Source organism: Streptococcus oralis, from assembly GCF_003942875.1.
Taxonomy (GTDB): domain Bacteria; phylum Bacillota; class Bacilli; order Lactobacillales; family Streptococcaceae; genus Streptococcus; species Streptococcus oralis_BX.
Window position 1 is genome coordinate 64,103 of record NZ_RMVK01000002.1, and the last position, 15,970, is coordinate 80,072.

18 protein-coding genes are annotated in these 15,970 nt (G+C 39.2%); 12 read left to right on the forward strand and 6 right to left on the reverse strand.

Annotation, left to right across the window (positions count from 1 at the left end; translation table 11 throughout):
- Positions 1-3 precede the first annotated feature (3 nt).
- On the forward strand, positions 4-843 hold the full coding sequence (locus tag D8844_RS02430) for an amino acid ABC transporter substrate-binding protein (protein ID WP_125421641.1): 840 nt from the start codon (positions 4-6) through the stop codon (positions 841-843).
- A 226-nt stretch (positions 844-1,069) separates the two neighbouring features.
- On the opposite strand, the gene lysS is transcribed toward D8844_RS02430, so the two are convergent.
- From lysS to D8844_RS02455, 5 genes are all read right to left on the reverse strand, one after another.
- A complete protein-coding gene (gene lysS, locus D8844_RS02435) occupies positions 1,070-2,560 on the reverse strand; it encodes a lysine--tRNA ligase (RefSeq protein ID WP_125421644.1) in 1,491 nt (496 codons plus the stop codon).
- Positions 2,561-2,698: 138 nt separating this feature from the next.
- A complete protein-coding gene (locus D8844_RS02440) occupies positions 2,699-3,322 on the reverse strand; it encodes a histidine phosphatase family protein (protein WP_125421647.1) in 624 nt (207 codons plus the stop codon).
- The gene (locus D8844_RS02445) at positions 3,322-3,804 is read right to left on the reverse strand and encodes an aminoacyl-tRNA deacylase (RefSeq protein WP_125421650.1); all 483 of its coding nucleotides are present in this window, start codon (positions 3,802-3,804) and stop codon (positions 3,322-3,324) included. The genes D8844_RS02440 and D8844_RS02445 overlap by 1 nt, the downstream gene beginning before the upstream one ends.
- A complete protein-coding gene (locus tag D8844_RS02450; RefSeq protein ID WP_008289179.1) occupies positions 3,804-4,646 on the reverse strand; it encodes a DUF368 domain-containing protein in 843 nt (280 codons plus the stop codon). Before D8844_RS02450 ends, D8844_RS02445 begins: the two co-directional genes overlap by 1 nt.
- A gap of 106 nt (positions 4,647-4,752) precedes the next feature.
- On the reverse strand, positions 4,753-5,553 hold the full coding sequence (locus D8844_RS02455; protein ID WP_001227570.1) for a glycoside hydrolase family 25 protein: 801 nt from the start codon (positions 5,551-5,553) through the stop codon (positions 4,753-4,755).
- Positions 5,554-5,708: 155 nt separating this feature from the next.
- On the opposite strand from D8844_RS02455, the gene glmU reads away from it, so the two are divergent.
- The 7 genes from glmU to D8844_RS02490 all read left to right on the forward strand — a co-directional run bounded on the left by glmU (position 5,709) and on the right by D8844_RS02490 (position 11,692).
- Entirely contained in the window at positions 5,709-7,088 is a 1,380-nt protein-coding gene (gene glmU / locus D8844_RS02460; protein ID WP_125421653.1) for a bifunctional UDP-N-acetylglucosamine diphosphorylase/glucosamine-1-phosphate N-acetyltransferase GlmU, read from the forward strand.
- 9 nt (positions 7,089-7,097) lie between these two features.
- Positions 7,098-7,643, forward strand: coding sequence for an NUDIX hydrolase (locus tag D8844_RS02465; RefSeq protein ID WP_000393797.1), 546 nt, complete (start codon positions 7,098-7,100; stop codon positions 7,641-7,643).
- Positions 7,644-7,654: 11 nt separating this feature from the next.
- On the forward strand, positions 7,655-7,966 hold the full coding sequence (gene macP / locus D8844_RS02470) for a cell wall synthase accessory phosphoprotein MacP (protein ID WP_000517872.1): 312 nt from the start codon (positions 7,655-7,657) through the stop codon (positions 7,964-7,966).
- A gap of 15 nt (positions 7,967-7,981) precedes the next feature.
- Positions 7,982-8,674, forward strand: coding sequence for a 5'-methylthioadenosine/adenosylhomocysteine nucleosidase (locus D8844_RS02475; RefSeq protein ID WP_008278101.1), 693 nt, complete (start codon positions 7,982-7,984; stop codon positions 8,672-8,674).
- Between the two features lie 76 nt (positions 8,675-8,750).
- A complete protein-coding gene (rocS, locus tag D8844_RS02480; RefSeq protein ID WP_000021252.1) occupies positions 8,751-9,245 on the forward strand; it encodes a chromosome segregation protein RocS in 495 nt (164 codons plus the stop codon).
- A gap of 81 nt (positions 9,246-9,326) precedes the next feature.
- A complete protein-coding gene (locus D8844_RS02485; protein ID WP_125421656.1) occupies positions 9,327-9,920 on the forward strand; it encodes a 3'-5' exonuclease in 594 nt (197 codons plus the stop codon).
- 8 nt (positions 9,921-9,928) lie between these two features.
- Positions 9,929-11,692, forward strand: a complete 1,764-nt coding sequence (locus tag D8844_RS02490) for a glycerophosphodiester phosphodiesterase (protein WP_125421659.1) — start codon at positions 9,929-9,931, stop codon at positions 11,690-11,692.
- A gap of 38 nt (positions 11,693-11,730) precedes the next feature.
- Here the strand turns inward: D8844_RS02490 and D8844_RS02495 are convergent, their stop codons facing one another.
- On the reverse strand, positions 11,731-12,030 hold the full coding sequence (locus tag D8844_RS02495) for a YbaB/EbfC family nucleoid-associated protein (RefSeq protein ID WP_000981515.1): 300 nt from the start codon (positions 12,028-12,030) through the stop codon (positions 11,731-11,733).
- A gap of 440 nt (positions 12,031-12,470) precedes the next feature.
- Between D8844_RS02495 and D8844_RS02500 the strand changes: the two genes are divergently transcribed.
- From D8844_RS02500 to D8844_RS02515, 4 genes are read left to right on the forward strand one after another with little or no spacing between them, the layout of a single operon-like run.
- Positions 12,471-13,178, forward strand: coding sequence for an IspD/TarI family cytidylyltransferase (locus D8844_RS02500; protein WP_009730094.1), 708 nt, complete (start codon positions 12,471-12,473; stop codon positions 13,176-13,178).
- A gap of 4 nt (positions 13,179-13,182) precedes the next feature.
- The gene (locus D8844_RS02505) at positions 13,183-14,205 is read left to right on the forward strand and encodes a ribitol-5-phosphate dehydrogenase (protein ID WP_125421662.1); all 1,023 of its coding nucleotides are present in this window, start codon (positions 13,183-13,185) and stop codon (positions 14,203-14,205) included.
- 16 nt (positions 14,206-14,221) lie between these two features.
- Positions 14,222-15,079 (forward strand): phosphotransferase family protein, encoded by an 858-nt coding sequence (locus D8844_RS02510; protein ID WP_125389428.1) that lies wholly within the window; start codon positions 14,222-14,224, stop codon positions 15,077-15,079.
- A 1-nt stretch (position 15,080) separates the two neighbouring features.
- On the forward strand, positions 15,081-15,959 hold the full coding sequence (locus tag D8844_RS02515) for a DMT family transporter (RefSeq protein WP_000791843.1): 879 nt from the start codon (positions 15,081-15,083) through the stop codon (positions 15,957-15,959).
- Positions 15,960-15,970: the final 11 nt, after the last annotated feature.

Consider the following 15,970-nt stretch of genomic DNA (forward strand, 5'->3'; position numbering starts at 1 on the left):
CCTATGAAGAGAAAGAAAATTGCCCTTGTACTTGCTCTGTTCTTTAGCTTCTTCCTGACGGCTTGTACGCAGAAGGCAAGTGATCCAAATCAGGATAATTGGGCCAAATATCAAAAGCAGGGAAGCATTACTATTGGCTTTGATAATACCTTTGTTCCCATGGGATTTGAGGAAAAGAACGGCCAATATGCGGGCTTTGATATTGACCTAGCCCAAGCTGTCTCTGAAAAGCTAGGAATTCAGATTAAATTTCAACCCATCGACTGGGATATGAAAGAAACCGAACTACAAAACGGTACCATTGATGCCATTTGGAACGGATATACAGCTACAGATGAACGGAAAGAGAAGGTTGCTTTTACCATTCCTTACATGGAAAATCAACAAGTTTTGGTCTCTAAAAAGTCTCAAAATATCCACTCAATTCAGGATATGACTGACAAAGTTCTAGGGGCCCAGGCAGGATCTTCTGGCTATTTGAATTTTGAACGACAACCAGAACTACTCAAGAGTCGAGTGAAAGACCAGAAAGCCAATCAATACCAAAGTTTCAATGAAGCCTTGATTGATTTAAAAAATGATCGGATTGATGCCCTGTTGATTGACCGAGTATATGCCAATTATTATCTCCAGTCTGAAGGGATATTAAGTGACTACAATGTTTTTTCAGCTGGATTTGAAAGTGAAGCTTTTGCAGTGGGTGTTAGACCTGCTGATAAAACTTTGCTAGATGCTCTGAATCAAGCCTTTATCTCACTATACCAAGAAGGAAAATTCCAGGAAATCAGCCAGAAATGGTTTGGGGAAGATGTAGCCACCAGTCAAGTAAAAAATCAAGAATAAGAAAAGAGATTGAGTTTTCCTCAGTCTCTTTTTGCATCGAAAAATCCTCTGGCAAGTACCAGAGGATAAGAGCTTATACTCAATGAAAATCAAAGAGCAAACTAGGAAGCTAGCCGCAAGTTGCTCAAAACACTGTTTTGAGGTTGTAGATAAGACTGACAAAGTCAGGAACATATATCTACGGCAAGGTAACGCTGACGTGGTTTGAAGAGATTTTCGAAGAGTATTATTTCATTGTTGGGAAGAGCAATACATCACGGATAGTGGTTGTATCAGTGAGGAGCATGCAGAGACGGTCGATACCGATACCCAAACCACCTGTTGGTGGCATACCGTATTCAAGGGCCTCGATGTAATCGTAGTCAATGCCAGTTGCTTCGTCGTCACCAAGTTCTTTAGCTTTCGCCTGGGCTTCAAAACGGCTAAGCTGGTCGATTGGGTCGTTCAACTCAGTAAAGGCATTACCGTACTCCTTAGTCATGATGAAGAGCTCAAAACGGTCAGTAAAGCGCTCATCTTCAGGATTTTTCTTAGCGAGTGGAGAGACAGCTACTGGATGTCCGTAGACAAAGGTTGGTTGGATCAAGGTTTCTTCGACAAATTCTTCAAAGAAGGCATTGATGATGTGACCAACTTCAGTGTAGTGTTTCTCAACTGGAACTTTCTTCTCAGCAGCGATCGCTTTAGCTTCCTCGAAAGTCATGTCTTGCCAGAAATCTACACCAGTAATTTCTTTGATAGCATCCACCATGTGAACGCGTTTGAATGGTTCGTTGATTTTGATTTCAGTCCCTTGATAGTTTACTGGACCATCACCCTTAACTGCCTTAGCAGCGTGTTGGATAATACCTTCCGTCAAGTCCATGATATCTTGGAAGTCCGCATAAGCTTGGTAAACCTCGATAGAAGTAAACTCAGGGTTATGAGTAGCATCCATTCCTTCATTACGGAAGATACGGCCAATCTCATAAACACGTTCCATACCACCAACGATAAGACGTTTCAAGTGAAGCTCCGTCGCGATACGGAGCACCATGTCAATGTTTTGGGCATTGTGGTGAGTGATAAATGGACGGGCAGCAGCACCACCGGCTTCATTATGAAGAACAGGTGTTTCTACTTCAAGGAAACCTTTTTGATCAAGATAACGACGGATTTCAGAGATAATCTTTGAACGAGTAACAAAGCGTTCAAAGCTTTCACGGTTAGAAATCAAGTCAAGGTAACGTTTACGGTAAATTGTTTCAACGTCTGTCAAACCGTGGAATTTCTCTGGAAGCGGGCGAAGTGCTTTAGACAAGTGAGTGATGTGTGTAGCCTTAATAGATAGTTCTCCCATATCGGTACGCATGACTTCACCTTCGACACCAAGGAAGTCACCCAGGTCTGCTTTTTTGAATATTTCGTAGTTTTCTTCACCGACTTCATCTTTACGAACGTAGATTTGGATTTGACCTTCACGGTCTTGGAGATGGGCAAAGCCAACTTTCCCTTTGCCACGTTTAGTTACTAAGCGTCCAGCGATAGTAGCAGTTTCATTTAATTCATGTAATTGTTCTTTTTCAAGTTCTGCAAATTTGTCTTTTAGCTCTTGTGAGTTAGCAGTACGTTCAAAACGTTTTCCGAAGGGATCGATTCCTTGTTCACGGAGCGCAGCCATTTTTTCACGGCGAACGATCTGCTGGTCATTTAGTTCTTCCATATGTTCTGTAGACATGGGTTCCTCCTAATTTTACTCAAAATTTGATACGATGAGTCATTTTTTGCGATACTCCCATTTTATCATAAATAGCAGAGAAATTCACGGATATTCTTTGAAAACTAAAAAGAACTTGACTATTAAGATCAAGTTCCATTATTTTTCTTGATAGGAAGTGTCATTCCATCTTTCTAGAGTGAAGGTTTCAAAATCATCGGTCTCTAAAACTGTCAGACTAGCATTGGCCAAGCCTCCTTCTTTGCGGAGGTGAGCCTCTTTATAGCCTAAAAGTGTACGAAGGCTAGCAGTGAGATTGGCCCCATGCCCGACAATCAGAATTCTTTCAGCCGGACTTTCTTTCAGAGATTTGATAAACTGAATGGTTCGCTGAGTCGTAGAGTAGAGAGATTCGGCTTCAAACATCCTCGTATCAAACTGAGCCAGATTAGAGCGAAAGGCCTTGATTTGTTGTGGGTAGATGGCATTGAGCGTAGCAATTTTTAATCCCTCTAGTTTGCCAAGTTGCCATTCACGTAGGTTAGGAATGCTCTTCAAAGGACAAGGAGACTGGAGTTGACTTTGGATAATTTCAGCAGATTTAACTGCTCTGGGTAAATCACTAGAATAAATCGCATCAAAAGGAATTTCCTTAAGATACTGCCCCAGTTGTTTTAGTGTGTCAATGGACTCTGGAAGAAGGGGAGAGTCACCACTAGCACCTTGAAAACGTCCTTCAAGATTCCAGAGGGTGCGACCATGACGGACAAAATAGAGTTTCATTACTTACTTTCCTCCAAGATATCAGCAAAGTCCGCTTTTACAAAACTGGCTAAGTCTTGAGGTCGGATGATAATACTATGCCCGACTTCTCCAGCAGAGACGATCATTTTTTCCAAATCCAAAGCAGTCTGATCAATAAAAATAGGATAATTGTGTTTTTGGCGAATGCCGACGGGGTTATTAGCCCCATGAATATAGCCTGTCGTTTTTTCTAGGTCTTTTTGAGGAATCATGCTGACTTTTTTATTACCAGAAACCTTTGCTAGTTTTTTCTCAGCGAGGTGTTCTGTTATGGGAACGATTCCGATGATTGGCCCCGTTTTGTCCCCTAATAGAGCCAAGGTTTTAAAGATATGAGTTCGATCATATTCTGAAGGAAGTTCTCCCTCAAGCGCGTTGATTTGAATACCAGTATGGTCAATACCCGCCTTGGTCAAGATTTGTTCGACCAAGGTTTTTTTAATCTTAACTTTCTTTGCCATTATTTATATTTATCCTCCAATTGACTCATCCAGATACCAAGCCAAATGCCAAGCGCAAAGAAGAAGGCGACGAGAACATAACTCACGATAGAAAGTCCAGTGTATTGGATACTTTCAGCACTTCCAGCATTTGGAATCAAAATCAAGAGGGTGCTTGACAGCACAATCCCAATAATAAAGTGATAAACACGGGAGTGGTAGTTGTTCAAGGCGTGGTCCATTAATTTTGAAAAAATGATGAGTGTTGCTCCTGCACCAATCCCAATAGGAAGGAAGGTTCCGAATAAATCAAAGGTCTTAAAGCCAGTTAGCATTGGAGCGTACAGCCCTAAAATCAAGAGTAGGTTTGACGGACTTAAACCAGGCACCAAGACACCTAGAGCTAAAAGAGCACCCGCTAAGATGAAACTAGCGAAACCAGCACTGAGAGAACCAACAACAAAATTTAGCGCGTAGAGCCCGACACCTGAAAGGATAAAGGTGGTCCAGAACCAGACTAGGTCAATCTTATCCCGATCAGATTCCCGAGTAGATTCTTTAAGGAGGCTAGGCACTGTACCGATGATAGCTCCAGCAAAACTCCATAAAACATAGACTTGGTAATTTGCTAGCAGATACTCGATTGGATAAGAAAACAAACCAATGCCTAGCAACATCCCAATTGCTACTGGAATAAAGTATAGGACATTCGCTTTAAAATCTTTAAAGGGATGAGCCAGAAAAGAAATCATTCGCTCGTAAATTCCCAAAATAGCTGCCAGAACACCACCAGAAATTCCAGGTAGGATAAATCCTAAGGCGATGACTATTCCTTTAATAACTCTTGCAATCCATGAAAACATCATAAAATCCTCAATTTCATAAAATTCTTTCTCTATCCTATCAATTATAACACAGACGAGAAGAAAATGAAAAAACAAGTGAAAAAGAGAGCAATTTTCACTTGTTTTATGGTCTTAAAAATAGTTTTCTGAAGGTTTCTTCTTTTTCCTTCAAGGTAGAAATGAGATTAATATCTAAATGATGCTCAAATCCAGCAATTCTTCCTTTTGAAGTATACTGATGGAGGTCATAGTCTAAATCTGTATTAGGCGTGGTTTCAAAGTAGCCTGAATTCGTTCCATAAGATGGAATCCAGACAGCAGAGAACTTATCTGTATTGATACTATGCTCTTGCATAAAATAAACACCGATGTAAATTCCGATATTTTTGGCGCCAAGGGCTTCTAGTTTAGCCCTAAAAGCTTCAACACCTTCATTCATATCGGACATTGTTTTTTCTTCAACATCGAGCCAATAGTAACTAGGGTTGTATGGAGAAGCAGCATTGTAGAAAACCTCAGCAGCTTTTTCCATTTCTTTCTTACTAGTACCTGCTAGATAGGCATAAACAGCAACTGGAACATTCCGTTTTTGAAATTCTGAAATATGATTTATATAGGCTTTATCGACACCATTGGCATAGGCGGCATTATTTGTTTCAGTATGCTGACCCCCATTGTGGACACGAACAATAACACCAGAAATATTTTGAGATAAGGTATCGTAGTTGATTTCCTCAGGTATTTGCCAGCCAGAGACGTCAATAATAGGTTTGTCAAGATTATGCAAGGCCTGATTTTCAACCTGGACTGCATTGGGTTTTGACTTGATAGGATGGTCTTCATAAGTTGGTCTATTGAGGATCAAAATAGCTATAAATATAGTAAATAAAGTAAAAATAATAGCTGGATGAATCTTTTTTCTCATATTTAAATAGTTTAACGTAAATAGATAAAAAAATCAAAGAAAACATCGGAAAAAGTGAATATATGGGCGTCTTTTCCCTATTTCTCTGTTTGTTTACTCCTAAGAAACTAAATTATGGTATAATATAAGGGAATTTCTAGAGAAAAGAGAAGATTATGTCAAATTATGCCATTATTTTAGCAGCGGGTAAAGGTACTCGCATGAAATCAGATCTTCCAAAGGTACTTCATAAAGTAGCTGGAATTTCGATGTTGGAACATGTTTTTCGTAGTGTTGGTGCTATTCAACCTGAAAAAACAGTCACTGTAGTTGGTCACAAGGCAGAGCTAGTTGAGCAAGTATTAGCCGGTCAGACAGACTTTGTTACCCAATCAGAACAACTAGGAACTGGGCATGCTGTCATGATGGCAGAGCCTATTCTCCAAAATCGTACAGGCCACACCTTGGTTATTGCTGGGGATACTCCTCTGATTACAGGTGAAAGCTTGAAAAACCTCTTGGATTTCCATATCAATCACAAAAATGTGGCGACGATTTTAACAGCTGAAGCGGCAAATCCTTTCGGATACGGTCGTATCGTCCGTAACGATAATGCAGAAGTTCTTCGTATTGTGGAGCAGAAAGATGCCACAGACTTTGAAAAGCAAATTAAGGAAATCAATACAGGAACTTATGTATTTGACAATGAGCGTCTTTTTGAGGCTCTTAAAAACATCAACACCAACAATGCCCAAGGTGAGTATTATATTACTGACGTGATTGGTATTTTCCGTAATGCGGGTGAGAAGGTTGGTGCCTATACTCTCAAGGATTTTGATGAAAGTCTTGGCGTAAATGACCGTGTAGCTCTTGCGACTGCGGAATCAGTGATGCGTCGCCGTATCAATCAAAAGCACATGGTTAATGGTGTTAGCTTTGTTAATCCGGAAGCAACTTACATTGATATTGATGTTGAGATTGCTCCCGAAGTCCAAATCGAAGCCAACGTTACCTTAAAAGGTCAAACGAAGATTGGTGCGGAGACTGTTTTGACAAACGGTACTTATGTAGTGGATAGCACTATCGGAGCTGGAGCTGTGATTACCAACTCTATGATTGAGGAAAGTACAGTTGCAGACGGCGTGACTGTTGGCCCTTATGCACATATTCGTCCAAGTTCAAGTCTGGCTGCTCAAGTTCACATTGGAAATTTTGTTGAAGTAAAAGGATCTTCAATCGGTGAAAATACCAAGGCGGGTCATTTGACTTATATTGGAAACTGTGAAGTGGGTAGCAACGTTAATTTCGGTGCAGGAACTATTACAGTCAACTACGATGGTAAAAATAAATACAAGACAGTCATTGGCAATAATGTCTTTGTTGGTTCAAACTCAACTATTATTGCTCCTGTAGAACTTGGGGATAATTCTCTGGTTGGAGCGGGTTCAACCATTACCAAGAATGTTCCTGCTGATGCCATTGCTATCGGCCGTGGACGTCAGGTCAACAAAGATGAATATGCGACTCGCCTCCCTCATCATCCCAAGAACCAGTAGGAGTTTGTCATGGAATTTGAAGAAAAAACGATTAGTCGGAAGGAAATCTATCAAGGTCCTATTTTCAAACTAGTACAAGACCAGGTGGAACTACCAGAAGGAAAGGGGACTGCCCAACGTGACTTGATTTTTCACAATGGAGCTGTTTGTGTATTAGCTGTGACAGCCGAGGACAAAATCGTTCTCGTTAAGCAATACCGAAAGGCTATTGAGGCGGTTTCTTATGAGATTCCTGCTGGTAAACTTGAACTTGGTGAAAATGCTGATCCAATGGCGGCGGCCCTTCGTGAATTGGAAGAAGAAGTTGCATACACTGGTAAGTTAGAACTGTTGTACGATTTCTATTCTGCGATCGGATTTTGTAATGAAAAACTAAAACTCTACCTCGCTAGTGATTTGGTCAAGGTGGAAAATCCTCGCCCACAAGATGATGATGAAACCTTGGAAGTCCTAGAGGTAAGTCTAGAGGAAGCCAAGAACCTGATCCAGTCAGGTCATATCTGTGATGCCAAGACCATTATGGCGATTCAGTACTGGGAACTACAAAAGAAATAGAGGAGAAACCCATGGGAAAACCTTTATTAACAGACGAAATGATTGAACGTGCCAATCGTGGTGAGAAAATCTCAGGACCACCTCTTCAAGATGATGAGGAAACAAAAATCCTACCAACGTCTTCACAACATTTTGGTTATTCACGTTCTAGAGACCACGGTTTTAGTCAAGATACCTTAACAATCGAAGTAGAACCAACAATTCATAAGAGTCGCCGCATTGAGAACACTAAGAGAAATGTTTTTAATTCGAAACTCAATCGTATCTTGTTTGCAGTCATCCTACTTTTGATTTTGTTAATTTTAGCGATGAAACTCTTGTAATTGAAAGGACTTGAAATGAAAATTGGAATCATTGCTGCCATGCCAGAAGAACTCGTATATTTGACTCAGAATTTGGATAAACCTCAAGAAGTCCAAGTCCTCGGAAATACTTACTACACTGGCTCTGTTGGCAATACAGAAGTCGTTCTAGTTCAGAGTGGGATTGGAAAGGTCATGTCGGCTATGAGTGTAGCTATTCTAGCTGACCATTTTCAGGTAGAAGCTATCATCAATACAGGATCAGCAGGTGCTCTTGCCGAAGGGATTGCTGTTGGTGATGTCGTGATTGCAGATAGACTAGCTTACCATGATGTGGATGTGACTGCTTTTGGCTATGTTTATGGTCAAATGGCTGGTCAACCTCTTTACTTTGAATCAGATAAGAAATTTATCGATAGGATTAAAGAAAACTTATCTCAGTTGGACCAAAACTGGCACCTAGGCTTGATTGCTACAGGAGACAGTTTTATAGCTGGAGATGATAAAATTGCTAGTATCAAAACCCACTTTCCGGATGTTTTAGCAGTTGAAATGGAAGGGGCAGCCATTGCACAAGCGGCTCAGGCTCTTGGTCTACCTTTCCTAGTCATTCGTGCCATGAGTGACAATGCCAATCACGAAGCCTCTATCTCTTTTGATGAATTTATTATCGAAGCTGGACGTCGTTCTGCCCAAGTCTTACTAGCCTTTTTAAAAGCCTTAGATTAAGCGGAAATTTGACAGTTTATCTAGCTTATGATAAGATTTAAATAAAGAAAAGCTAGAAAACGTTTCAGAGGATATTATGAGTATTGAAATGACCGTCAGTGAGATTGCAGAGGTCTTAGGACTATCTCGTCAAGCAATCAACAATCGTGTCAAAGAACTTCCAGAAGAGGACACGAAAAAAAATGACAAAGGTGTAACTGTAGTTACTCGAAGTGGCTTGATCAAGCTAGAGGAAATCTACAAAAAAACGATTTTTGAAGATGAACCAGTCAGTGATGATGTCAAACAACGTGAACTGATGGAAATCTTGGTCGATGAGAAAAACGCTGAAATTCTTCGTTTGTACGAGCAGCTCAAGGCAAAAGACCGCCAGTTATCAGAAAAAGATGAACAGATGCGTATCAAAGACCGACAGATTGCTGAAAAGGATAAACAGTTGGACCAACAGCAACAGTTAACTCTTCAAGCCATGAAGGATCAAGAAACCTTGAAACTCGAGTTGGACCAAGCAAAAGAAGAAGTCCAAGCAACCAAAAAAGGCTTTTTTGCTCGCCTTTTTGGAGGAAAATAAAGAAGCTGTTTGGGTTACTCACTAACCTAATGGCTTCTTTTATTGTTTATAGTTTAGTTTGGGTAGTAATTGAGGTAAATAATGGAAAAATTAAGAGATTATATCGCCTTTGATTTGGAATTCAATCAACACGAGGGCGTTACCCATTTAATTCAAGTATCAGCAGTCCGTTTTCAAGATGGACAAGAATGTGCTGCTTTTGATTCTTATGTTTATACTACAGCCCCTTTAAAGAGTTTTATCAATGGTTTGACTGGAATCACAGCTGAAACCTTGAAAGATGCGCCAAAGGTAGAACAAGTTTTAAAGGACTTTCAAGCATTTGTTGGTGACTTACCTATCGTTGGTTACAATGCAGCTAAGAGTGATTTGCCTATTATCTTGGAGCACGGTATTGATTATCGTGACCAGTATAAGGTTGATCTATATGAGGAGGCTTTTGAACGCCGTAGTTCTGATCTACACGGCATAGCCAATCTTAAATTGCAAACTGTTGCAAATTTTTTAGGCTTTCACGGGAAGTCTCATAACAGTTTAGAGGACGCCCGCATGACGGCGCGTGTTTACGAAGCTTTTTTGGAATCGGATGAAGGAAAGCTATTAATAGAAGACCAGAGTAGTTTTTCGATGAATAATCCTTTCGGTGGCTTAGATTTATCCCAATTTTTAGACTAGGAGTGCCTATGAAACCTGAAAAACCTAAAAAGCTAGGTTTTAGGAAGATATACTATAACCTAGATAAGATTTTATTTCTATTTTTCTTGATATTTATGATGGTTGAGTTTGTCTGGCTACCATTGAATTCATGGATTGCTGGCATCCTTCTGAGACAAACTGGTTACTTGTTTATCTCCTACAATAACTTTTGGGCGATTATACAAGGCTCGCCTTTTATCAGTTTAGCCTTTCTTATTTTAATTGCAATCAATCTCCTGGTTGCCTATTTCCAGATCTGTCTTTTGTTTATCGGGGCTCGTCACCTTCTCTATCATGAAAAGAGAACTTTAATTGAGTATAGTAGAAAAGTATTTCACCAGAGCTTTATATTCGTTAAGCGATTGAGCTTTTGTAAGATGACTTTTGTCTTTTTTTACATTGCTATGCTTTTCCCGTTCATCCGTAAGATTTTAAAAATCTACTACCTCAACAAAATTATTATCCCTGATTTTATTGTGAATTATTGGGAAGGTAAGCATTGGCTGGTAGGTCTGATGATCATAGCATCCGCTTGGATCTTTCTCTACATCTCTGTCCGATTTATGTTTGCCCTTCCTAAGATTCTCTTTGAAAGAAAGACCGTAAGAGAAAGTGTGAAATATAGTCTCCAAAAGACAAAGAAAAATGTCCTTTTCTTCTCTTGGCATCTCTTACTCATTATCATTAAAACGTATCTCTTCTTCTTTGGTTTGTTAATTCCTTTTCTTTTTGCGCAAGCAGTGATGGATAATCTAACTCAAAAAGAGTCCTTGATTCTCGGTGTGATTAATTTTGTCTTGATTAAAAATTTCCATTACATGACCCTGACTTATTTCCTAGTGAAGTTTGTTTCCTTCCTTACAGGAGAGGAGTTGGAGATCATGCCAAGGCGAAAGAAAGATCATCTGATGAGATGGGGTGTCATGGGGTGTGCAAGCATCATCTTTGCCATAGAAGGCTACGTTTATCTGGAATCTCCGGATACCAATACACCTTTAGTGATTTCGCACAGAGGAGTAAGTAATAAAAACGGTGTTCAAAATACTGTGCAGTCTTTAGAAAAAACAGCTCAACTAAAACCAGATCTCATCGAAATGGATGTGCAGGAAACGAAAGACGGTCAGTTCGTGATGATGCACGATGCTAACCTCAAAAATTTAACAGGTATTAATGCTACACCGCAAGATTTGACTCTGGATGAATTAACAAATACAGATATTTACGAGAATGGTTATCAAACAAAGATTTCAAGCTTTGATGCCTATTTAGAGCGTGCAAATGCTTTAAACCAAAAGTTGCTGATTGAGATTAAGACCAGTAAAAAAGATAGTCCGCAAATGATGGACCATTTCCTCGAAAAGTACGGAGCGACTATCAAGAAATATGGACACCAGATGCAATCGCTAGACTACCATGTGATTGATAAAGTGTTGACTTATGATTCTGAAATTCCAGTTTACTTTATTCTTCCCTATAACAGTATCTTCCCAAGAACCAAGGCAACGGGTTATACTATGGAGTACTCAACTTTGGATGAATACTTTGTCAATAAACTCTGGACAACTGATCAGAGACTCTATGTTTGGACCGTAAATGGTTCGGAGGCATTTGATAAAGCAGTTCGTCTCGGTGCAGATGGCATGATTACTGATGATCTTGAAATGGTCCAGTCACAAGTCACAATGGCTCAAGACGATCCGGAATATACGGAATTACTCTTAAAGAAAGCAATGGAATTCTTTGATTTCTAAGAAAAAAAGAGAAACATCTGTTTCTCTTTTTTTGTGGATTAGAAAGGCAATTTTCCAGCGAAAGCACCGAGTTTCTTCTTAGTCGTTTCATCAATTTGTTCAAGAGCAGCATTAATTGCTTGCGCAGTCATATCTGAAAGTGTTTCGAGATCTTCTGGATCTACAACTGCTGGGTTGAAGTCAATGCTGACAACTTTTTTGTCTCCAGTCAAAGTTGCTTGGACAAGGTCTTGAGCAGATTTTCCAACAAATTCCATGGCAGCGAGTTCTGCTTGGCTTTGTTCCATTTGTTTTTGAAGTTTTTGTGCTTGGCGCATCATGTTTTGCATGTTCATCATGGCGGTTTACAGTTTCCTTTTTTCTATTATTTTTCTTTTTATTTTATCAATTTTAGGGGCAAAAGTCTATTATTTGTTTAATTCATGAGATATATGACCTTTTATAATGAGTCTCTCAAACAACTTTTAAGAAATTTACTATGCACACCTAGTATTCTTTGCTAAACAAATAATTTCATTTAAGCTTTCTTTAAGGTTTCTATTATATTCTAAAGAACTCTATATTAACCGAACGTTGAATGGATAATATAGAGGATAACCTAATTTTATTTCTTGATTTATTATGGTCTTTCCGGATTTAGTAACACATTGTTCACTTTTTACCTTAAATGGTGTGTTGATTAGACTAAATGATTCACTGTCTTTTCTTCATGATGGAGGCAGATTGTGATATAATAGATGATAATGAGTTTTTTAGAATAAACTAAAGGAGAATATAAATGATCTATGCAGGAATCCTAGCCGGAGGAACTGGCACACGCATGGGAATCAGTAATTTACCAAAACAATTCTTGGAGTTGGGTGATCGTCCTATTTTGATCCACACAATTGAAAAATTTGTTTTGGAACCAAGTATTGAAAAAATTGTAGTTGGAGTTCATGGAGATTGGGTATCTCATGCTGAGGACTTGGTTGACAAGTATCTTTCTCTTCACAAGGATCGCATCATCATTACAAAGGGTGGTGCTGATCGCAATACCAGTATCGAGAAGATTATAGAAGCTATTGATGCCTACCGTCCAATCACTCCAGAAGATATCGTGATTACGCATGACTCTGTTCGTCCTTTTATCACACTTCGCATGATTCAGGACAATATCAAACTGGCTCAAAATCATGATGCAGTTGACACAGTAGTAGAAGCAGTTGATACCATTGTTGAAAGTACTAATGGTCAGTTTATCACTGATATTCCAAATCGTGCTCACCTCTATCAAGGTCAAACACCTCAGACATTCCGCTGCAAGGATTTCATGGATTTGTATGGTTCCCTATCTGACCAAGAAAAGGAAATCCTGACAGATGCATGTAAGATTTTTGTTATCAAAGGAAAAGACGTTGCCCTAGCTAAAGGGGAATATTCAAATCTTAAAGTCACAACTGTGACAGACCTGAAAATCGCGAAAAGCATGATTGAGAAAGACTAAGGCTATGATTAATCAAATTTATCAACTGACCAAACCAAAGTTTATCAATGTAAAATACCAAGAAGAGGACATTGATCAGGAGAATCATATCCTTATTCGTCCAAATTATATGGCGGTTTGTCATGCAGATCAACGTTATTATCAAGGGAAACGCGATCCAAAGATTTTGGCTAAAAAGCTTCCAATGGCCATGATTCACGAGTCTTGTGGAACTGTTATTTCCGATCCAACTGGGACTTATGAAGTTGGTCAAAAGGTAGTTATGATTCCCAATCAACCGCCTATGCAGAGTGACAAGGAGTTCTACGAGAACTACATGACAGGGACCTACTTCCTATCTAGTGGTCACGATGGCTTTATGCGAGAATTTGTTTCTCTTCCCAAAGATCGTGTTGTGTCTTATAATGACATCGAGGACACAGTTGCCGCCATTACCGAGTTTGTAAGTGTTGGTATGCATGCTATGGATCGATTCCTACATCTTGCTCATAGCAAACGAGAGCGCATTGCTGTTATCGGAGATGGTAGTTTGGCCTTTGTGGTTGCAAATATTATCAATTATACCTTGCCAGAAGCAGAGATTATCGTCATTGGTCGCCATTGGGAAAAACTAGAGCTCTTCTCTTTTGCTAAAGAGTGCTACATTACTGATAATATACCAGAAGATTTAACCTATGATCATGGATTTGAGTGCTGTGGTGGGGATGGTACAGGCCCAGCTATCAATGACTTGATTCGTTATATTCGCCCACAGGGAACGGTTCTCATGATGGGAGTGAGCGAATACAAGGTTAATATCAATACACGAGACGCTTTGGAAAAAGGATTGTTATTAGTGGGATCGTCTCGTTCAGGACGCGTCGATTTTGAAAAGGCCATTCAAATGATGGAAGTTAAAAAGTTTGCGAATCGTCTGAAGAATATCCTTTATGTTGAAGAGCCTGTGAGAGAAATCAAGGACATTCACCGTGTCTTTGCTACAGACCTGAATACTGCTTTTAAAACAGTATTCAAGTGGGAAGTGTAGGAGATGGAGGTTAATTGTGGAAAAACTCATCAAAGAAAAAATTTCTTCTTTACTATCTAATGAAGAGGAAGTACTCAGTGTCGAACAGCTGGGAGGCATGACCAACCAAAACTATTTGGTTAAAACAACCAACAAACAGTATATTGTGAAATTTTTTGGTAAAGGGACTGAAAAACTCATCAATCGTCAAAATGAAAAGTATAATCTTGAACTTTTAGAGGATTTAGATTTAGATGTTAAAAATTATCTCTTTGATATTGAGTCAGGGATCAAAGTAAATGAATACATCGAATCAGCAGTAACTCTTGATTCAACATCAATTAAGTCCAAGTTTGAAAAGATTGCACCAATTTTACAAACCATCCACGCTTCAGGGAAAGAATTAAGAGGAGAATTTGCTCCTTTTGAGGAAATCAGCAAATATGAATCCTTGATTGAGGGACCTATCCCTTATGAAAACTATGAAGCTGTAAGAAAAGATGTATTTTCACTAGAAAAGAGATTGGCTGATTTGGGTGTTGATAGAAAGTCCTGTCACATCGATTTGGTACCAGAAAACTTTATCGAGTCACCACAAGGTCGTTTGTATTTGATTGACTGGGAATACTCTTCTATGAATGACCCGATGTGGGATTTGGCAGCTCTTTTCTTAGAGTCTGAATTTACAAAGCAAGAGGAAGATGATTTCCTTTCCTACTATGAAAGTGACAAAACGCCTGTATCACGTGAGAAGATTCGTATCTATAAAATCTTGCAAGATACTATCTGGAGTTTGTGGACAGTGTACAAAGAAGCTCAAGGGGCTGATTTTGGAGATTACGGTGTCAATCGTTACCAAAGAGCTGTCGAAGGTTTGACTTATTATGGAGGTTAGGATGAAGAATAAAAATGGTGTTTCCTTTGGTCTGCTCTCTGGTATCTTCTGGGGATTAGGTCTAACAATTAGTGCTTATATCTTTTCAATTTTTACAAATCTTTCACCTTTTGTGGTGGCTGCTGCTCATGATTTCTTAAGTATCTTTATCTTGTTAGCTTTTCTTTTGGTAAAAGAAAGAAAAGTTCGTCTTTCGATTTTCTTAAATATTCGAAATGTGAGTGTAATTATCGGTGCTTTACTAGCAGGACCTATTGGTATGCAGGCCAATCTTTATGCGGTTAAATATATTGGTAGTTCTCTAGCTTCATCTGTATCGGCTATTTACCCAGCAGTTTCAGTTTTACTAGCCTTCTTCATTTTGAAACACAAGGTTTCAAAGAATACAGTATTCGGTGTTTTCTTGATTATTGCAGCGATCATTGCTCAAACCTACAAGGTTGAACAAGTTAACTCGTTTTACATTGGGATTCTTTGTGCCCTTATCTGTGCCATTGCCTGGGGGAGTGAAAGTGTTCTCAGCTCCTATGCTATGGAAAGTGATTTAAGTGAAATTGAAGCCTTGTTAATTCGACAAGTAACCTCATTCTTGTCCTATCTTGTGATTGTGCTCTTTTCTCACCATTCGTTTGCAGAAGTGGCAGATGGGCAGTTACTAGGCCTCTTGCTTGTCTTTGCGGCCTTTAATATGATTTCCTACTTAGCTTATTATATCGCCATTAATCGCTTGCAACCTGCGAAAGCAACAGGTTTGAATGTTAGCTATGTAGTCTGGACTGTCTTATTTGCAGTTATTTTCTTGGGTGCACCGCTAGATATGCTGACAATCATCACTTCACTTATTGTTATGGCTGGTGTTTATATTATTATTAAAGAATAAAGGAGATTCGT